Source organism: Nitrobacter sp. JJSN (assembly GCF_051912485.1).
In the GTDB taxonomy this organism is placed as follows: Bacteria; Pseudomonadota; Alphaproteobacteria; order Rhizobiales; family Xanthobacteraceae; genus Nitrobacter.
This window is the reverse complement of sequence record NZ_CP196822.1, coordinates 1,700,023-1,716,614: the sequence shown is the minus strand read 5'-3', so window position 1 is coordinate 1,716,614 and position 16,592 is coordinate 1,700,023. Positions and strand designations below refer to the sequence as shown.

20 protein-coding genes and 1 tRNA gene are annotated in these 16,592 nt (G+C 60.2%); 11 read left to right on the top strand and 10 right to left on the bottom strand.

From position 1 onward, the window contains the following. Nucleotides 1–313 precede the first annotated feature (313 nt). Genes ACSZOQ_RS08495 through ACSZOQ_RS08485 form a run of 3 tightly spaced genes read left to right on the top strand, consistent with a single transcriptional unit; the run spans nucleotide 314 to nucleotide 2,390 of the window. The gene (locus tag ACSZOQ_RS08495; RefSeq protein ID WP_439925581.1) at nucleotides 314–964 is read left to right on the top strand and encodes a hypothetical protein; all 651 of its coding nucleotides are present in this window, start codon (nucleotides 314–316) and stop codon (nucleotides 962–964) included. After that, entirely contained in the window at nucleotides 958–1,707 is a 750-nt protein-coding gene (locus tag ACSZOQ_RS08490) for a phage terminase large subunit (protein WP_439925580.1), read from the top strand. The genes ACSZOQ_RS08495 and ACSZOQ_RS08490 overlap by 7 nt, the downstream gene beginning before the upstream one ends. Beyond that, nucleotides 1,698–2,390: a hypothetical protein gene (locus ACSZOQ_RS08485; protein WP_439925579.1), complete on the top strand. Its 693-nt coding sequence runs from the start codon at nucleotides 1,698–1,700 to the stop codon at nucleotides 2,388–2,390. The genes ACSZOQ_RS08490 and ACSZOQ_RS08485 overlap by 10 nt, the downstream gene beginning before the upstream one ends. A 31-nt stretch (nucleotides 2,391–2,421) precedes the next feature. On the opposite strand, the gene ACSZOQ_RS08480 is transcribed toward ACSZOQ_RS08485, so the two are convergent. Next, nucleotides 2,422–2,964 carry a hypothetical protein gene (locus tag ACSZOQ_RS08480; protein ID WP_439925578.1) on the bottom strand — a complete coding sequence of 181 codons (543 nt, stop codon included), beginning with the start codon at nucleotides 2,962–2,964 and terminating at the stop codon, nucleotides 2,422–2,424. 271 nt (nucleotides 2,965–3,235) lie between these two features. On the opposite strand from ACSZOQ_RS08480, the gene ACSZOQ_RS08475 reads away from it, so the two are divergent. From ACSZOQ_RS08475 to ACSZOQ_RS08465, 3 genes are all read left to right on the top strand, one after another. Beyond that, nucleotides 3,236–3,415, top strand: coding sequence for a hypothetical protein (locus ACSZOQ_RS08475; protein WP_439925576.1), 180 nt, complete (start codon nucleotides 3,236–3,238; stop codon nucleotides 3,413–3,415). A gap of 11 nt (nucleotides 3,416–3,426) precedes the next feature. Then, entirely contained in the window at nucleotides 3,427–3,687 is a 261-nt protein-coding gene (locus tag ACSZOQ_RS08470) for a hypothetical protein (RefSeq protein ID WP_439925574.1), read from the top strand. Between the two features lie 61 nt (nucleotides 3,688–3,748). After that, nucleotides 3,749–3,913 (top strand): hypothetical protein, encoded by a 165-nt coding sequence (locus ACSZOQ_RS08465; RefSeq protein ID WP_439925572.1) that lies wholly within the window; start codon nucleotides 3,749–3,751, stop codon nucleotides 3,911–3,913. 122 nt (nucleotides 3,914–4,035) lie between these two features. On the opposite strand, the gene ACSZOQ_RS08460 is transcribed toward ACSZOQ_RS08465, so the two are convergent. The 3 genes from ACSZOQ_RS08460 to ACSZOQ_RS08450 form a co-directional block, all read right to left on the bottom strand. Continuing rightward, nucleotides 4,036–4,356, bottom strand: a complete 321-nt coding sequence (locus ACSZOQ_RS08460) for a helix-turn-helix domain-containing protein (RefSeq protein WP_439925570.1) — start codon at nucleotides 4,354–4,356, stop codon at nucleotides 4,036–4,038. A gap of 23 nt (nucleotides 4,357–4,379) precedes the next feature. After that, on the bottom strand, nucleotides 4,380–4,871 hold the full coding sequence (locus tag ACSZOQ_RS08455) for a type II toxin-antitoxin system RelE/ParE family toxin (protein ID WP_439925568.1): 492 nt from the start codon (nucleotides 4,869–4,871) through the stop codon (nucleotides 4,380–4,382). Nucleotides 4,872–4,965: 94 nt separating this feature from the next. Then, nucleotides 4,966–5,160 (bottom strand): hypothetical protein, encoded by a 195-nt coding sequence (locus ACSZOQ_RS08450; RefSeq protein ID WP_439925566.1) that lies wholly within the window; start codon nucleotides 5,158–5,160, stop codon nucleotides 4,966–4,968. 122 nt (nucleotides 5,161–5,282) lie between these two features. On the opposite strand from ACSZOQ_RS08450, the gene ACSZOQ_RS08445 reads away from it, so the two are divergent. Beyond that, entirely contained in the window at nucleotides 5,283–5,786 is a 504-nt protein-coding gene (locus tag ACSZOQ_RS08445; RefSeq protein ID WP_439925565.1) for a hypothetical protein, read from the top strand. Nucleotides 5,787–6,131: 345 nt separating this feature from the next. Here ACSZOQ_RS08445 and ACSZOQ_RS08440 read toward each other — a convergent pair. The 3 genes from ACSZOQ_RS08440 to ACSZOQ_RS08430 all read right to left on the bottom strand — a co-directional run bounded on the left by ACSZOQ_RS08440 (nucleotide 6,132) and on the right by ACSZOQ_RS08430 (nucleotide 9,779). Then, a tRNA-Lys gene (locus tag ACSZOQ_RS08440) sits at nucleotides 6,132–6,207 on the bottom strand. A gap of 149 nt (nucleotides 6,208–6,356) precedes the next feature. After that, nucleotides 6,357–9,026, bottom strand: coding sequence for a glycosyltransferase (locus ACSZOQ_RS08435; RefSeq protein ID WP_439925563.1), 2,670 nt, complete (start codon nucleotides 9,024–9,026; stop codon nucleotides 6,357–6,359). Nucleotides 9,027–9,209: 183 nt separating this feature from the next. Continuing rightward, the gene (locus ACSZOQ_RS08430; RefSeq protein ID WP_439925561.1) at nucleotides 9,210–9,779 is read right to left on the bottom strand and encodes a beta-1-3, beta-1-6-glucan biosynthesis protein; all 570 of its coding nucleotides are present in this window, start codon (nucleotides 9,777–9,779) and stop codon (nucleotides 9,210–9,212) included. Nucleotides 9,780–10,037: 258 nt separating this feature from the next. Here ACSZOQ_RS08430 and ACSZOQ_RS08425 point away from each other — a divergent pair, with 258 nt between their 5' ends. Then, nucleotides 10,038–11,663: a glycoside hydrolase family 17 protein gene (locus tag ACSZOQ_RS08425; RefSeq protein WP_439925559.1), complete on the top strand. Its 1,626-nt coding sequence runs from the start codon at nucleotides 10,038–10,040 to the stop codon at nucleotides 11,661–11,663. On the opposite strand, the gene ACSZOQ_RS08420 is transcribed toward ACSZOQ_RS08425, so the two are convergent. Both ACSZOQ_RS08420 and ACSZOQ_RS08415 read right to left on the bottom strand, forming a co-directional pair. Next, a complete protein-coding gene (locus ACSZOQ_RS08420) occupies nucleotides 11,623–12,003 on the bottom strand; it encodes a hypothetical protein (protein ID WP_439925557.1) in 381 nt (126 codons plus the stop codon). The genes ACSZOQ_RS08425 and ACSZOQ_RS08420 overlap by 41 nt on opposite strands. 66 nt (nucleotides 12,004–12,069) lie before the next feature. Next, the gene (locus ACSZOQ_RS08415; protein ID WP_439925555.1) at nucleotides 12,070–13,509 is read right to left on the bottom strand and encodes a hypothetical protein; all 1,440 of its coding nucleotides are present in this window, start codon (nucleotides 13,507–13,509) and stop codon (nucleotides 12,070–12,072) included. Nucleotides 13,510–13,658: 149 nt separating this feature from the next. Between ACSZOQ_RS08415 and glmU the strand changes: the two genes are divergently transcribed. Next, entirely contained in the window at nucleotides 13,659–15,017 is a 1,359-nt protein-coding gene (glmU, locus tag ACSZOQ_RS08410; RefSeq protein WP_439925553.1) for a bifunctional UDP-N-acetylglucosamine diphosphorylase/glucosamine-1-phosphate N-acetyltransferase GlmU, read from the top strand. Between the two features lie 42 nt (nucleotides 15,018–15,059). Here the strand turns inward: glmU and ACSZOQ_RS08405 are convergent, their stop codons facing one another. Next, nucleotides 15,060–15,290 carry a hypothetical protein gene (locus ACSZOQ_RS08405; protein WP_439925551.1) on the bottom strand — a complete coding sequence of 77 codons (231 nt, stop codon included), beginning with the start codon at nucleotides 15,288–15,290 and terminating at the stop codon, nucleotides 15,060–15,062. A gap of 195 nt (nucleotides 15,291–15,485) precedes the next feature. Between ACSZOQ_RS08405 and ACSZOQ_RS08400 the strand changes: the two genes are divergently transcribed. Together ACSZOQ_RS08400 and ACSZOQ_RS08395 are read left to right on the top strand one after the other, a co-directional pair. Next, nucleotides 15,486–15,947, top strand: a complete 462-nt coding sequence (locus ACSZOQ_RS08400; RefSeq protein ID WP_439925549.1) for a TspO/MBR family protein — start codon at nucleotides 15,486–15,488, stop codon at nucleotides 15,945–15,947. A gap of 63 nt (nucleotides 15,948–16,010) precedes the next feature. Next, the gene (locus ACSZOQ_RS08395) at nucleotides 16,011–16,520 is read left to right on the top strand and encodes a hypothetical protein (RefSeq protein ID WP_439925547.1); all 510 of its coding nucleotides are present in this window, start codon (nucleotides 16,011–16,013) and stop codon (nucleotides 16,518–16,520) included. Nucleotides 16,521–16,592 lie beyond the last annotated feature (72 nt).

The window sequence follows — 16,592 nt, the reverse complement described above, 5'->3', positions numbered from 1 at the left end:
GCTAAGTGACGTGCGCGCGTGCGGATTCTGTCAACTCGTAACTTTGGACAAACTCCCGTCTTTGCTACCGCTTCCATCGTCGCAACACTCCGGGGCGCTCGTCGCACAACTCCCCGCCCTTCAACCCGCCGCGGAATCCAAGGTCGAAAGCACCCCGTATTTGCAGAACTCATGATAATTAGTCACGTGGTCTAGTTCGTGAAACCCCCGTAGAATGGCTACATATTGACAATATTCCTATTTCATAGTAAGATAGGGCCACATAAGGGCCACATGCCCTTTAACTGCGCCTCATATTTGCGAGTTTCTGACTTTGGGTAAACGCGGCACCAGGTGCACGGTTTGCGACCACGACCATCGGCACCAAATCGAGATCGGGCTTACGCATGGCGTTGCGGGCCGCGTCCTTGGTGACCGTTTCGGCTTGTCGAAGGACGCCATTCTCCGCCATGCCAAGAACCACCTGACGCCCGCACAGCGCGCCGCCATCCTCTCGGCCCAGAAGCCGGCGGCGATCGATCTGGAGGCGCTACGGACGGCGGAGAGCGAGGGCCTGATCGCCAGCTTGGTCGCACAGCGGGCGCGTCTCCTGGTCAAGGCTGACTTCGCCGCCGAACATGGGGACATCAAGGGTTCGGTGGCCGCTGAGAACGCCATCACGGCGAACTTGACGTTGGTCGCCAAGCTGCTGGGCCAATTGGTCCAGGTTCACGACGTCCGTCATACGAACCTCCTGGTCAGTCCCGACTACTTGAAATTGCGGTCGACCCTAATCGCGGCGCTGCGCCCGTTCCCTGAGGCAGCGCGGGCCGTGGGTGCCGCATTGCATCAACTCGAAAGCGATGCCGCCGTCGATATCACCGCGGCTGCGGGCAAGGGCAGGGCGCGTCCTGAACCCGTCCTGATCGAGCACGAACCGGCCGCTCCGGCGCCCACCACCATACTGCCGCCACCACCATGCTGATTGCCGCCGACTTCGCCCGAGCCGTGGATCCGGTCCTAATGGCCCGCGATGCGGGGATCGAGTGCGACCCGTGGCAGGCGGACCTATTACGGGTCAATCCGAAGCGGGCCTTGCTTCTGTGCTCGCGCCAGTCCGGCAAGACCACCGTCACGGCCCTGATGGCCTTGCACCGCGCGATCTACGAGACCGGTGCCCTGGTGGTGATTGTCAGCCCCAGCAATCGCCAATCCGGCGAAATGCTTCGGCAGATTAAGAAGCTGCACGGCAGCCTCAATGGTGCGCCGGAACTTGTCGGCGACTCTGTGCTCAAGATCGAGATGACCAATGGTTCGCGCATCCTAGCCCTACCTGGAACGAGCGCCACCATCAGAGGTATAGCGGGCGTCTCGCTTGTGGTCGTAGATGAAGCCAGCCGGGTGGAGGATGACCTTATGGCTGCGGTGCGCCCAATGCTTGCTACGCGCTCCGATGGCAGTTTGATCGCGCTTACCACGCCGGCCGGCAAGCGTGGTTGGTTCTTCGATGCCTGGCATGGCGACAACGAATGGCACCGCGTGCGCGTGTCAGCGTCGGACTGTCCGCGCATCTCGAAAGAGTTCCTTGCGGACGAGTTAAAGAATTTAGGGCCGGCTCGATACAGCGAGGAATACGAACTCGCCTTCGTCGATAGTGCCGAGAATGCTTTCCCGACGGCCGTCATCGAACGTGCCTTCACAACTGAGGTCGAACCACTATGGGCGTAACAGCGCCGAACGAAACCAAACGCGGGGGCGTAACGGAAGGGTTCCAAGAGTTCATCACCGACGAATGGACGTTAGCCGCTGACCTTGGTCAGAGTAATGATCCGACCGCGATCTGTGTCATGCAGCATCGCACGGTAGAGCGCAAACATTGGCGCGATGGAATTAGCAAAGTTTGCGAGCACTTTGACGTGCGCCATCTGCAGCGGCTGCCGCTCGGATTGAGCTACGTCGACCAGGTTTCCGAGGTTGCGCGATTGCTTGCGCGCCCACCGCTAAAGGATGGTTGCGAATTCATCATCGATGCCACAGGCGTCGGCCGTGCCGTTGGTGATCTGTTCAACGATGCGGGAATGCGGCCGACACAGGTGACGATCACGGCTGGTAATGAGCAGACGGATGTTGGCGATCGGCGCTGGCATGTGCCGAAAGGCATTCTGATCTCGACGTTGGACGCCCGTTTACATCTCGGAGAGTTGCGTTTTGCCGCGGCACTGAGTGAAGCGGGCGCCATGGCTGATGAACTCAAAGACTTCCAGCGGAAGGTGAGCGCGGCCGGCCGTAGCACATGGGAAGCCCGCGTCGGAAAGCATGATGACCTTGTGCTCGCTGTTGCAATTGCACTCTGGTCATTCGTCGGAAAACCGAAACGGACCGCCGCCGTACTCGAAACCGGATTCTATTAGCGAGGGCGTGGTTGCGGAAATCACAGTCTGGTCAGTTAGGCGCTGATGTAAATGCGACCACGCTCTGCCAGCGGATATTCATCAATCCGGTTTCGGTGTCGGCGGTGAAAAACTCGCTACCGTCGTGAACGAACGTCTCTACCTTTTTCGGCCCCAACCAGCTTTTTACTTCATCACCTTCCGCACGCCATAAATTCGGGTTCGGTTGATCCCTGTTAGTGATGCGACCGAACGGAAAGACGCGGCCGCGTCTTCGCAGCCCAAGGTGTTTTTCATCTGCTTCAAGCAGCATTCGAATGCCCTCTTTGCGCGCAGACGACGACAGTGCTCCTTCAATTAACCCGAGCGCGGCTCCTGCGCCGATAGCCCATCCGGGCGATCCTAAAAATCCTATACCAGTGGAAACGCCGCCCATCTTAGCCACGGCCCTTTCGCGCAGTTGCGAAATCTCCGACACCATGTCGACGGGATATAGAGTGACGCCGCGAATCTTCAGCAGTTGACCAGATGCTAGAAGTACAACGCCGGTTTCCTCGGACGGCGGTCCTGACGTCAGTGGCTGCCAGTCGTTCAATTTCGCCCCCATTTTCCGCCCGCATCGCAATTAGAAACTACACGGGACCGTCCCGCAGATTGCATAGACCTTTGATCGAATGTCCGAATTTGGTGCGCGTTGACATACTGCATTGAGCGTTGACATACTGCACCTAAGTAATTGAATTACATAGCAAATGTCCATTGACGACCATCTGCAAAACCTGTATTTTCCAGTCTGTTAAGTGAAGCGGGCTGCCCGGCGCTGGAACGCCAAAAAGCAGCCCTAACCCAGACCACGGAGTGAACCCATGGCCCAAGCTGCCAATCAGAATAACACCAAAACGATCGATATGGATTTCGTCGCGCGCACCGTCATGACGCTAGCCGACGGCGTTTTGATCAACGACCAAGAGCAGATTCTCGCCGCAGCAGAAGCGATCGCAAATGAATGCGGGATTCAGATGCCCGACTTCGGGTTTCGGGCGTAAGGGAGGCGACGATGGATATCGAGCAAATTTTCGCCGCTGAAGTTTTCAACGCACCCCGCACTGCCGCCAATGCTTGCAAAGCAGGAATGCCGCAGACAGTGCCCGACATCATCGGCATGGCATTAACCGACATCTGGGCCTTTTACTCAGCGGGGCATTTCAGTCGAGAACACATCAGCGCGATCGTGGACAAGTATGTGGCATACGATGCCAACGATGAGCCTTGGCCGCGTGATGACCTCGCTTGGGGCAACGTGGTGCCGCTGCGGTGAGGGCGTCGTAGACACGCCTGACCACAAGTGAACGACCAACGAACATCCGCGGAGCAATGACGTGACGGACGAACTGGCGGACTTGTTTCTCGCTGCGATCGAGAGCTTTCCAGATACTCACAGGCACGCTGGAGAAATCTGGTTTGAAAGAGCACGTGCTGCGATCGAAGCTCTAAGCGAACTCGGAGTTGATGTTTTTGAAGATGTGGCACCTACGAATAAATAGTGATGCAAAGGCTCCACGGCGCCCACTTGCTACACGAAAGATCGCCGAACATAACCGCACGTTGATGCTGCGAATGGTCGGCCGACGAACAAAAAACCCGCCGAAGATGGCGGGTTTGATCTCTAGGCTGAAACGCGAATTCTTCCTTCTTGTTTCGGCTTGCTTGGCTTGATCTTAATTTCGATATCGGAGCCGAGGACTCGAATAAAGAAAAGCAGTCTTTCCAGTGAAAAGCCGTCTAGATTCCCGCGCAGCAACTTTGAGACATCCGGTTGCTTGACACCCATTCGAGTCGCGGCCTGCCCCTGGGTAAGACCAAATTTTTCGATGATTTTGGTAATCAGAAGAGCCAGATGGGCTTTTACATTCTGCTCGTGAGCATTTTCGAATCCAAGATCAGCAAAGATATTTCCCTTACTCCGAACGACTGATGTCTTTGCCATAGCTCTTACCTCTATTCCAAAACTCACTTTTTCTTCGGCGAGTTGTTCTTTTTGTAGTGTTCCTCAGCCACTTTTAGCCGTTGCGTGATGGTCTCCATATCTCGTGGCGGCGTCTTAAAACCGACTTTTGATTTCTTCTTGAATGCGTGGAGGACATACACCGTATTGCCGAATTTCACCGAATAGACCGCGCGGTATGTATCTCCATCGGAGTCTTCCACAACCTCCAACACACCAGCTCCGCCAAACCCCTTCATCGGTTTGGCATCCGGGTGTTTCATGCCATTTTCCGCAAGAAGAATGGCATACCCGAAGATAGCCCGTGGCCCCTTAGGGAGGGCCTTGAGGTCTTTCTTACTTGAGCCAATAAAGTGGATATTGTTCTGGCGTTTTGGCTTAGAAGGTGTCGCCACCTTACCTCCTATAGCAAAACTACTATAATCCGGTTTTGGTTCGAAATCAAGTGAAAGGCCCGTATCAAATAGAAGTGAAAGGTGCCACTCGGCTTGAACCATGTAGTTCTAATATCCTGCAACCAAAGCGTGAGAGCAAGAGTATCATCTCCCGCCGAGTATGAATGTCAGGACATGGGGATGTCTGCCATATCCGTTATCCCGAATAGGTATTGAATCTTCCGTGTCTCACGCCGCGCAGGTAGCCGTGCGAGATTTGCGCCTCTAGAAATTCATTCGCCACGATCAGCGCCCGAATCGTCGCGCGCAGATCACCGTCGCAAGCCTCAATTGCCTGTGCGACCGCAACTTCCAGACTGTCGCTTTCGTCCCGCTGTGGACTGACCTGCATGTCGCTGTTCCGTCTTGACCCGACGAGGAGCATGTTCCTATTTTGTTCTTATGGAATCAAGCGGTCCAAAACGACGCTTTCCGTCCCCGTGGTCCGTCGAACGTACCCAACACGGGTTCGAGGTGCTGGACGCCAACGGGATCCGGCTTGCCCATATCTACGCCCGCGATGACCTTCACCAAACGCGGTTCGGCCAATACCACGAGCACCTGACCTCCGATGAAGCGCGGCGCATCGCCAAGGGCATTGCGCGGCTGCCAGAGTTCATGATGCAGCGGAAAGATTTTCACTCGCGAGGTGGCGGCGATTTCCGATGGAAAAGGTCGCGGCCGTACCACGTCGCACTGGCTGACTTGTACGTCAGGGAGCACTGGGGATTTATCGACGCCGTCTGCAAGCTCAATAGCATCCCGTTCGACGGGACTGGCGAACGCATCCAACGGGAGGGGACGTGGTGCGTCTATGAGTTTGCGGTGCAGCTAGACGCCATCCAATTTTGGGACCGATTCGAGGGCCGCTGGCTGCGTGGCGAGGAGTTCATTTATCCGGAGCGCCCGCAGGGCCTGCCGCAGCTTCGCGAGCCACCCGACATGTATCGGTTCGGCCGGCGACCGACGGGAAGGTGAGCGGCGATGCGACGAGATAGCGGGGCGCCCGTCGCCGTCGATCAATACAGGCGACTGTTGCGGTTTGCTCGATTGATGGCGTCGACATTGCCTCGTGGTTAGCGCGGGCAGGGCTGGCGTTCGATTGGCCGCAGTATTCAAAAGGCAAGTACGCGGCCGATCAGAAAGACGCTGAGCGGGTATGGCGTGGGTTATGGGCGGGGAGTTCGAATCCTGGCTTAGCAGGCTGATTCTGCCGTCGGCGCGTGGGCGAATCTAACGTCTAAGTGGCCCTACAAGTGGCCCCGATAGAAAATGCACCTCAACTGGCGCACTCTAAAATCACAAATACTCTATATTTTTCAATGGTGAGCGCGGAGGGACTCGAACCCTCGACCCCATGATTAAAAGTCACGTGCTCTACCACCTGAGCTACGCGCTCACATGCCGCGCTGTGTAGGGGTACCGCTAGCTTGGGTCAATAGTCGCCGGGTTTGGAGCGCGATACTGTACAGCACAAAATAATCTACCGGAATCTGAACCTTACAGACAAGATTTCCAGCAATCTGCAAACGAACAACGTCGGCCTGATCAGGTTGTTTCGCGCTGAATTTCGGAGCCGACCGGCGGCGACGCGCTGGTCGGCATCGGCGCCGGCCGCAGGCCGATCAATTCCGCGCTGCGGATGCGGGTGTTGCGCCAGAATGAAAACTCGTTGATGCGCGAGGTCTCAAGAATGGCGATCGCGACGGCCGACAGGAATGGCAGGCTCTCCAGCACCAGCACGCCCGCGAAGATGTAGATCTCGTGGACTTCCTTGTACTGATTGCTCGCGATCAGCACGGCGGCGCCGGCGAGCAGGAGAACGCCGATCACCGCTTCCCAGAACGCCTGAAACTCGATTGACATCCGCGATAGGCCGCCCTTCGAGGTGCGCGCGAAGGCAAGATGCTCTGTGATGAGTCCCTGCGCGACTGCGCGGGACACAGTCCACTGCACCGACATGGCGGCCACCATGGCGCCCAGCATCTGAGCGGTTTTGACCGGCACGCGCAGGCGGTACAGCGCCACGAAATGGACCATCGATACCACGAACGCCGCGATGATCGGCAGGGTCAGAATTTTGTCCGGGATGGCGATATCGGCGAAGGCCACGATCGGCACCCAGATCAGGTTTAGGATCGCCACAACGACGCCGAGGCTTTCGGCGCCAAGCCAGTTGAGCCAGCCCAGGGTGAATTCGCGCTTCTGGTCCTGCGATAACCGGCTCGCGCCCGGCAGAAAGCGGCGCCAGTGCTTCTTGACGATCTGGAATCCACCATAGGCCCAGCGGTGGCGCTGTTTCTTGAAGGCCTCGTAGGTGTCGGGCAGCAGGCCGTAACCGTAGCGGGTGTTGGTGTAATGGGTTGTCCAGCCATGCTCGATCATCGCGAGGCCGAGGTCTGTATCCTCGCAAATGGTGTCACCGGCCCAGCCTCCAGCCATGTCCATCGCGGCGCGGCGGATCAGGCACATCGTGCCGTGGACGATGATGGCGTTGGCTTCGTTGCGCTGGACCATGCCGATGTCGAAGAAGCCGGCATATTCACCGTTCATGATGTAGTGCATCAGCGAGCGGTCGCCGTCGCGATGATCCTGCGGCGCCTGAACGAGACCGACGCGCGGGTCGTTGAAGGCCGGCACCAGATCCCTGAGCCAGTCCGGCTGCACCACATAGTCGGCATCGATAACGCCGATGATCTCGGCGTCGGCGGCCGTGCGCTCCATGGCGATCCGCAGCGCGCCGGCCTTGAAGCCCTGGACCTTCTCGGCGTTGATGAACTTGAAGCGCTCGCCGAGCGTACGGCAGTGATCCTGGATCGGCTGCCAGAACGCCGGATCGGGGGTGTTGTTGATGATCACCACGCATTCGAAATTCGGGTAGTCGAGGCGCGCGACCGCATCGAGTGTCTGCTTGAGCATCTCGGGCGGCTCGAAATAGGCCGGCACGTGAATCGAGACTTTGGGTAACGGCGCGTCAGTGGCCGTCAGTGCGGCGGCCGCTACATCCCTCGTGATCAGCCGCTGTGGGCGCTGTCCGAATGCCACGGCCGCGATCTCCTCGATGCGCGCCATCGCGATCAGGATCAGCGGCACCAGCAGGATCAGGCCGAGCGTCAGTGCGAAGGCTGAACCGAAAACGAAGTAATGGCCGGTCCAGTAAGAGAAGACCGTCGCGACCCAGGCGCCGACGCCGTTGGCGGCTGCCGAAAGCAGCAGGGCCTGCATCACCGTTGGACGGACGAGCCGCAGAATGGGCAAGGACAGCAGGACGCCGATCAGAAGCGCTATGCCCGCGAGCTTCCAGTACGCTGGATTGACGACAGGGCCGGTCCAGGAAAATTTGGGTTCGCGATCCGCGTTGAGCATGCCCCAGTAGGGGCCGACGCCGCCCTCGAAGAACTTCCATGGCTGGTCGATGGCTTCGACGATGTTGTATTCCATGCCGATCGACTGCGCCTTGGTGACAAAATTACGTAGCGTGACCGCCTGCTGGAACGGACCGGGATCGGCGTTCCTGAGATTGTACCCGGCGCTTGGCCAACCGAATTCAGCAATCACGATCCGTTTGCCGGGAAAGGCATCGCGCAGCTTTTGATAGATAATGAGGGCCTGATCGACCGCCTGCTTGCTCGAAAAGCCCTCCCAATAGGGCAGGATGTGCGCGGCGATGAAGTCGACCGACGATGCAAGCTCAGGATGCTCCAGCCAGATATTCCAGATTTCACCTGTGGTTACAGGTACATTCACGGAACCTTTCACGCGCTGAATAAGCTTGATGAGATCCGCGACCTTTTGATCGCCGCGATAGATCGTCTCGTTGCCGACGACGATTCCGTTGACGTTGCTGTTGTGTTTCGCGAGATCGATGGCGGCCAGCATCTCGCGCTCGTTGCGCTCGACATGCTTGTCGATCCACGCGCCGACCATGACCTTGAGGCCGGACTCATTGGCGATCGGTGGCACAAGTTCGACGCCGCCGGTCGACGAATACAGACGGATCGCGCGGGTCAGGGGGACCAGCGCTTTCATGTCGGAGCGGATTTTCTCGACGGTGGGGATATTGTCGACGTCCGGATGTGCCGCTCCTTCGAACGGCGCATAGGAGACGCTCGTCAGAACACCCTTGAAGTCGGGAGCCTGCTGCTTTTCCTGAAGAAGTCCCCAGAGACCAGCGTGTGCAGCGGTCACAAACAGCAGAACGGCGACGACAGCGCGCATCGCGACAAAACCATAAGGGGCGAGCCCAACACGAACGCGGACCCGTCCCCTAGGTCCGACACATCGGCAGAGATATCTCTACCCTGTGATTTTACAACTCGTATGACGCCGTGGCGTTTTGAGGGCGACCTACGGCGTCAACCATGAAAATTGAGAAAGGTTTCTTGGCGGCGGCGTCGGCAGCTACTTTTTCGGCGCAGCGGGAGCTGGCTGTGCCGGAGGCGGAGCCGCAGAGGTCGGCGCGGCGCCTGCAGCAGGCGGGGAAGACGCATCGGCGGCAGGCTCAGCCGGCTGTGCGTCCGGATTGATCCAGCAGGTATGAACGCGACCGCTCAGCGCATCGGGGGCCTTCGGGTCGATGGGCCCGAACCGAACCAGGCAGCGGAATGCCGCCTGAACGTGGCCGCCGGGGCAGCCGAAGCGATCATAGAGGTCGAGATGACGAAAGGCCGTGTCCAGGTCATCGCGCCACATCAACACAACCACGCGACGCCCGAGCCAGACGCATTCCGGGTTTCCTGCCGGGCCGTTGATGATGCGTGCGGCTTCGACGAATTCGTCGGTTTTGTGCTGGCTGTCCTTGGCGGCATCGGCCGTGTTTGTCGAGTTGGCCGCGGGCGGCTTGTTCTGGTCCTGGGCGCGGAGGTCGCCGCTCTGCGCGATCGCGCCGCCGATGCCGAACAGCAAGGCGAAGCCGGGAACGGCAAAGCCACGCAAGAACGCGTTGTGGAATCCGAACAGCACTCGACGCATAAAGTCCCCCGACTTTGCTGGCCGCAGCCGTCTGACGACAGCCGCCACCTTGTATCCAGGTGTCAGATGCCGCTCAAATTGGTCCCCAATGCGGCGGACACGTCCCAGGTTCCCATGACGGAGATTTTGGATTTTGTCCAGCAAGCCGTTGGTTTAATCCGATCGTGGTAAAGCGGTGGCCTGAAAGGTTGTGGTCGTCCGGCCGCTGCTCTTGGCAGAAGCGCCTCGACCCGGTAATCGACGACTCTTTCGTGGAGGATGGAGCCGATTTCCTTTCGTACGCCACTGGCGCTTCTCGTCGTTTCGCTAGGCCTGATCGCGGCGGCGTGGTGGTGGCTCGGCGCGCCGATCCACCTTGCGCGAGCGCCGATCGATCCGGCGGCGAAACTGGAATGCGTGTCCTATGCTCCGTTCCGCGGCGAGCAGACCCCGCTGGTTGCGACGACCGAAATTCCGCCTGAGCAGATCGCCGAGGATCTTGCCCAGCTGGCCAAGATCTCGAAATGCGTCAGGACCTATTCGATCGAGAATGGCCTCGATCGGGTGCCGGCTCTGGCGGCGAAGGTCGGTCTCAAGGTCATCCAGGGTATCTGGCTCGGCAACAACCGCCTGAAGAACCTTGCTCAGATCAACGTCGCGGTCGGTCTTGCGAAGGAACACCCCGACGCCATCATCGCGCTCGTTGTTGGCAATGAGGTTCTGCTGCGCGGGGAAATGACCGCCGCCGATCTCGCCGCCAACATCCGCCTGGTGAAGTCGCAGGTGACGGTGCCGGTGACCTATGCTGACGTCTGGGAATACTGGCTTCGTAACCGCGAGGTGTACGAGGCGGTTGATTTCGTCACTATCCACATCCTGCCGTACTGGGAGGATTTTCCGATCCGTGCGCGCAACGCCGCCGCGCATGTCGACGCGATCCGCAAGCAGGTCGCCGTGGCGTTTCCCGCCAAGGAAATCCTGATCGGTGAAACAGGATGGCCGAGCGCCGGCCGCATGCGCGAGGGCGCGCTGCCCTCGCGCGCCAATCAGGCGCGTGTGGTGTCCGAAATTCTCGACATGGCGAAGCGGGAGAAATTTCGCGTCAATCTGATCGAGGCCTACGACCAGCCCTGGAAGCGCCAGCTCGAGGGCACGGTCGGCGGCAATTGGGGCTTGATCGACGCCGTCGGGCGGAAGCTGAAATATCCGGCCGGCGAACCCATCAGCAATTTCCCGCTCTGGAAAATCCAGATGGGCGCCGGTATGGGATTGTGCGTCCTCGTCTTCGCGGTTGCCATGCTGACGTTGCGGCGCAGGCCCTGGACCCCGCGGCCGATGTCCTGGATAGCGGTTGCGGTGTCGGCGACGTCGGCGGGAATTCTACTCGGAGTAGCCGCAGACAAGCTGTGTTACGAGAGTTACGGATATGGCAATGCGTTGCGCTGGGGCCTGCTGCTGGCAGCCGGAATCATCACGCCGTTGTTGGGCGCGAACGCCCTGATGTCCGGACGCGCGCTGCCGACGTTCGTCGAATTGATGGGGCCGCGCCCCGGCCGCACCGATTCGGTGTTGTCGGTGATGCTGGGGATCACGTTGCTCGTGACCACCTTGATCGCAGCTGAGACCGCCCTCGGCTTCGTCTTCGATCCGCGTTACCGCGATTTTCCGTTTGCGGCTCTGACAATGGCGGTGGTGCCGTGCGGGGCGCTGGCGTGGCTCACTCGTCCGCTCGCAGGCAACCGCCCGATTGCGGAACAGGTTTTTGCCGGTCTGCTGGTGATCGCGGCCGTCTATGTCGGGTTCAATGAAGGTCCGAAAAACTGGCAGTCGCTCTGGACCTGCGCGGTGTATGCCATGCTCGGCGTCACGCTGTGGCGGGCGCGGGCCGCGCAAACCCCAGGATAAGCAGGCCGACCGCAAGACCGGAAAGGCCGACATTGTAGAGTACGATTCCGAATCCGGCGGCAGCCAACCCCGCGGTCAACAGTACGATCGACGGCCGGATCAGGTGCAGCACTGCGATCACCAGCGCGGCGATGCCGAAGACGTGGTTGCGAAACAGGTAGGTCGCGACGCTGCGGCTTCCGCACAGCATGGTTTGCAGGCCGCCGTCACATGCCAGCGAGACCGTGGACAGCTCGACCGCGAGATAGCGGAGATAAAGTGCGTAACCGACGCTCAGGAAGCCAACAATCAGCAGCCATTGCACCTGGTAAGGTGTGAGCCGGAACGGATCTTTTTTCATAGCGCCAATATGGTCCGGATCGGTCGGCCCGACAACCCGAAACCGGGTCCCGCTGCCGGGGACGTTTCAGTGTGAAAAGAACGAACCTGACGTTGACGGATTTGGTGGTGGTGGGGGAGCTGGCGGTGGTGGTGGCGCCGGTTCTTCGGCACGCACTGATCTCCCGTTTGTCCCGTTATGCCGATGCCGTGATGACGCATGCGCCCCCTTCGGTTTTTTTGCCGTGACGAGGGCACCTCTCTCTCTGCCGTCTTCGTTCGTGGCGAGGCGCTGGCCTTCGAACACGGCAGTTTCGCAGACGCGGCCGCTTTCGGACAGAACAGCACAAATCCTTGCCGCGGCTGCTGCGTCGGCCAGCGGTCCGACGACGAGACGCAACTGCATGCCGATCCCGTTTATGCGTTCCTTCACCACAATGATCGGCTGCAGCGAGGTCAACTCGTTTGGCTCCGATTTCAGAACGCTCCGCCACAGCGCCAGCAAACCCTTGATCGAGTTGGCGCTGCCGAGATCGACACCGAAATCGGTGTGCGCCACCGGTGAGGGTGGTTGTGGGGGATCGGTGGCTGCGGGAATGGATGCGACGACGATTTGCGCATCCTTGCGCCCAGCATCCTTATCCTTGTGAGGCTCCCTGTCTTCCTTCGGTTCCGTCGTTTTAGGCGTAACGGACGCTGTCTCATCCGGCCCGCCGGGTCTCGTTGCGGGTAGATCCTGTGCGACGATCGCAGGTCGTGATGCGACCTGTGGTGTGGCCGGCGTCGCCTTCGGCGCGGACCGGGCCGTTGCGGGCGAAGCCGGGGCGGATGACGGATTTGCGGATGGAGGGATTGCAGGCGCGGACGAAAGGTCTGCGGGGGATGGCCTTGCCGTCGTTTCAGCCGCTGCGGCAAAAGCAGCCGGTGCAGACGGATGCATGTCTCCGGAGGCCTCACCGTTCGCTGATCGGCTGTTTGACGCAACGGATTTTATCGGCGGGTCGTGCCGCTTCGCCCGTAGCGCAAAATCGGGCGGCGGGAGGAGTGGCGCTTCAACCGGCGGCGAGTCCAGGGAGGCTTCTGTGCGAGTGGGAGCCCGCCGAGCGTTTTGCTCCACGTTTTGGCTTATGGAGCCGGTGACGGAATCGAGTCCCTGCTCGAGTGCGGTGACGCGGGCAAACAACCGGTCGCGATCGTCGTTCAATGTGTTGATGGCGGAGGAGATACGACTGATTTCATGTTCGCTCGTCTTTGCCAACGATTGAAGTTGCTGCGATTGCCTTGACAGATTGGCCGTGGCGACCTGCTCGTGTCGGAGTGCGGTCCCGGCTTCTTTTCGGAAGCCATTCCCGGGCTGGTACGCCAGAATTGCGAGGGTCATGGCGGCGATCGAGCCGATTCCCCAGGACCCAAGCCGCCAGAGGATACGACGGTCGAACGCGCCCTCGTCGGCCAGAAAGCCGCTTAGCCAGCCGCCGCTTTCATCGGCCAGCGCGCTCTCGCCAAAATTTTTCTTATTCTTCGCCATAATGATGACGCCGGACCCCTGCACCCCGAATCACGCCAAATGCTAACAGGAAATCTGCCCGATCTCAGAGAGCCGCGGCGGTTTCCCCTTCGCGCAAAAACGCTTTATGACGTCGGCGGCGTATGATGCGCCGGAGAACGAGGGCTTGAATGACCGGCCGGAGCTGTCTGACCATCGTGCTTGCGGCGGGCGAGGGGACGCGGATGCGCTCCTCGCTGCCGAAAGTGCTGCATCCAGTGGCAGGGCAGACGCTGCTGTCGCACGTGTTGTCCGCCGCGCCGAGCGGTCCGGGAACATCGCTGGCGGTCGTCGTGGGTCCGGGCCATGAGGCGGTCGCCAATGAAGCGAGGCGGGTGCGGCCGGATGTGATGACGCTCGTCCAGCGCGAGCGTCTCGGGACTGCGCACGCCGTGCTCGCGGCACGCGAGGCCATCGCCCGCGGCGCCGACGATCTCGTGATTGCGTTTGGCGACACCCCGCTGATCTCGGCCGATACGTTCGCGCGGATGCGGGTGCCGCTGCAGGCCCGCGCGTCGCTCGTCGTCCTCGGCTTTCACGCCGCTGATCCCACCGGCTACGGCCGGCTGATCGTGGACAATGGCGGGCTGACAGCGATCCGCGAGCAGGCGGAGGCGAGCGCCGACGAACGCCGTATCACGCTCTGCAACGCCGGCGTCATGGCGTTCGACGGCAAGACGGCGCTTCAGATCATTGATAAAATAGGCAACGCCAACAGCAAGGGAGAATATTATCTCACCGATGCCGTTGCCATCATTCGGGGGCTCGGCCTAACGGCAACGGTGATCGAAACCAGCGAGGATGAGGTGCGCGGCATCAATACCAAGTCTCAACTGGCCGAGGCCGAACAGGTCATGCAGGCGCGGCTGCGCAAGGCGGCGCTCGACGCCGGCGTGACCATGGTCGCCCCCGAGACCGTCTTTCTTGCCGCAGACACCTCGTTCGGCAAAGACGTGACCATCGAGCCTTATGTGGTCATCGGACCCGGCGTGAGCATCGCAGACGGCGCCGTGATCCACTCATTCTCGCATCTCGTTCATGCATCGATCGGCAGGAACGCGTCGGTCGGTCCCTACGCGCGGCTGCGGCCGGGAACGTCGCTAGGCGAGGGTGCGAAGGTCGGAAACTTCGTCGAGATCAAGGCCGCCGTTCTCGAAGCCGGGGCCAAGGTCAATCACCTGACCTATGTCGGAGATGCGCACATCGGCGCGAACGCCAACATCGGCGCGGGCACCATCACCTGCAACTACGACGGCTTCAACAAGTATCGCACCGAAATCGGCGAGGGCGCTTTCGTCGGCTCCAATTCATCGCTGGTCGCGCCGCTGAAGATCGGCGCCGGCGCCTATGTGGGTTCGGGGTCGGTCGTCACAAAAAATGTCCCGGACGACGCGCTTGCGGTCGGGCGCGGCCAGCAGACTGTGCGCGAGGGCTGGGCAAAGCGATTCCGCGAGATGAAGCTGCTCGCCAAAAAGCCGAAGACTGGTTGAAACCAAGGCAGGGGGCGAGCTGGCCGGTGTTGTCGGCTGGACTTACTCTTCCTCGAATTCGGAGAACATCGCCCGCGTTAGGCGCCAGCCGCGCAGCTTTGCCCGCTGCGGCTTCTCATCGGGTTTATGCCGGATGATTTTCGGCTTCGCGGCGGTGCTGCGGAACGGCGGCGGCCAATGCGCGAGGCGCGACGGCCTTTGCTCGAGCGAGCGCGTCGGCGCCGTGGAAAAGTGGCGCAGTCCGCCGCTTTTGGGATCGCGCGTGTCGCTCACGTTCGATGACCTCCTGTCATGGAAGCCTTCGGCAAAAACGTTGCGCGTTGGTTAAAGTGACACTGCAAAATCGAACGAACAGGGGATAAATCACGGCGGAAATCAGCGTGCGGAAATTGAGGCAGCGGGCGTCTTTGGAGTTCTCTCGCCCGGTGACATCAAGTTTCGACCACTAACTGAATGCAAAATTCCAAGATGCCGAAAGCTGACCGTCGCCTCGCTCTGATCCCTTTCCTCGTCCTTGTGGTCGGCGGCGGCTTGGCCATTGGCTTCCTGACGGCGCCCGGCGAATGGTATGCCGGGCTCGCCAAGCCTTCCTTCAATCCGCCCAACTGGTTGTTCGCGCCGGTGTGGACCTTGCTTTATGTCCTTATCGCCATCGCCGGATGGCGCATCTGGCGACGAGATGCGGGCGGCTGGCCGATGCGGTTGTGGTGGTCGCAGTTGGTATTCAACTTTCTCTGGTCGCCCATTTTCTTTGCGGCTCATCAGGTCGGTATTGCGCTCGTCGTGATCCTGCTGCTTCTCGCCATGATCCTCGCCTTCATCGTGACGTCATGGCGGCGGGACCGCGAGGCCGCATTGCTGTTTACGCCCTATGCCGCCTGGGTGGCCTTTGCCTCGACGCTCAACGCCTCCATCCTGGCGTTGAACTAGCGGCCATGCCCGGAGCCCTGTTACGTGCCCGTCATATAGCCAACGACCGATAAGGATCGTCCCATGCGTCGCCGCACCGTCCTCGTCAACGATACGATGCAGGACGGCTATCGTTATGAACTGACCGCGCCGGCTGGGTGCGACTTCGATCCGGCGTTCCGGCCCGATCTGACGCCGAAGCAGATGCTCGAACTCGGCGTGTTCTGCGGCAAATACCTCACCGACTGCCAGAACGAGTTTCCGGCAAGCTGGTTCAGGCGCGCCAAGCTCTCCCCCTCGGGTCGCGATTGTGCACTGAATTATTTCGGCGTGGACGCGAGCCAGCCGTTGTCGGTTTGGCGGAAAAAGGGCTGGATATGTTCCGACGATCCGCGCGGGTGGTTCCAATGGTATTGCCGCTACTACATGGGCCGCCGAATGCCCGGCGAGGACGCCCGCCAGATCAGGCGATGGAAGGCGATGAAGCGCCACGTTTCACAAGTTACAAAACATTGCGAGCCGGGCGACCCAATGTGCCGACCGCGTCAGCGTCAGGCATTGCTGCACTGGGCTTACGACAGCCGCGTCATCTGAACGGCCGAGCGGTTTCGACCGCATCCACCCATAGCCAAGCGGACGCGCTGCACGCCAGTCATGCCGACGAGC

Coding starts and splice junctions, on each gene's coding strand:
- ACSZOQ_RS08475 (WP_439925576.1), top strand. CDS start 3,236: ATGGCCCAAGCTGCCAATCAGAATAACACCAAAACGATCGATATGGAT.
- ACSZOQ_RS08395 (WP_439925547.1), top strand. CDS start 16,011: ATGCGTCGCCGCACCGTCCTCGTCAACGATACGATGCAGGACGGCTAT.
- ACSZOQ_RS08420 (WP_439925557.1), bottom strand. CDS start 12,003: ATGAAAAAAGATCCGTTCCGGCTCACACCTTACCAGGTGCAATGGCTG.
- ACSZOQ_RS08400 (WP_439925549.1), top strand. CDS start 15,486: ATGCCGAAAGCTGACCGTCGCCTCGCTCTGATCCCTTTCCTCGTCCTT.
- ACSZOQ_RS08430 (WP_439925561.1), bottom strand. CDS start 9,779: ATGCGTCGAGTGCTGTTCGGATTCCACAACGCGTTCTTGCGTGGCTTT.
- ACSZOQ_RS08435 (WP_439925563.1), bottom strand. CDS start 9,026: ATGCGCGCTGTCGTCGCCGTTCTGCTGTTTGTGACCGCTGCACACGCT.
- ACSZOQ_RS08425 (WP_439925559.1), top strand. CDS start 10,038: ATGGAGCCGATTTCCTTTCGTACGCCACTGGCGCTTCTCGTCGTTTCG.
- ACSZOQ_RS08485 (WP_439925579.1), top strand. CDS start 1,698: ATGGGCGTAACAGCGCCGAACGAAACCAAACGCGGGGGCGTAACGGAA.
- ACSZOQ_RS08490 (WP_439925580.1), top strand. CDS start 958: ATGCTGATTGCCGCCGACTTCGCCCGAGCCGTGGATCCGGTCCTAATG.
- ACSZOQ_RS08470 (WP_439925574.1), top strand. CDS start 3,427: ATGGATATCGAGCAAATTTTCGCCGCTGAAGTTTTCAACGCACCCCGC.
- ACSZOQ_RS08415 (WP_439925555.1), bottom strand. CDS start 13,509: ATGGCGAAGAATAAGAAAAATTTTGGCGAGAGCGCGCTGGCCGATGAA.
- ACSZOQ_RS08455 (WP_439925568.1), bottom strand. CDS start 4,871: ATGGTTCAAGCCGAGTGGCACCTTTCACTTCTATTTGATACGGGCCTT.
- glmU (WP_439925553.1), top strand. CDS start 13,659: ATGACCGGCCGGAGCTGTCTGACCATCGTGCTTGCGGCGGGCGAGGGG.
- ACSZOQ_RS08450 (WP_439925566.1), bottom strand. CDS start 5,160: ATGCAGGTCAGTCCACAGCGGGACGAAAGCGACAGTCTGGAAGTTGCG.
- ACSZOQ_RS08460 (WP_439925570.1), bottom strand. CDS start 4,356: ATGGCAAAGACATCAGTCGTTCGGAGTAAGGGAAATATCTTTGCTGAT.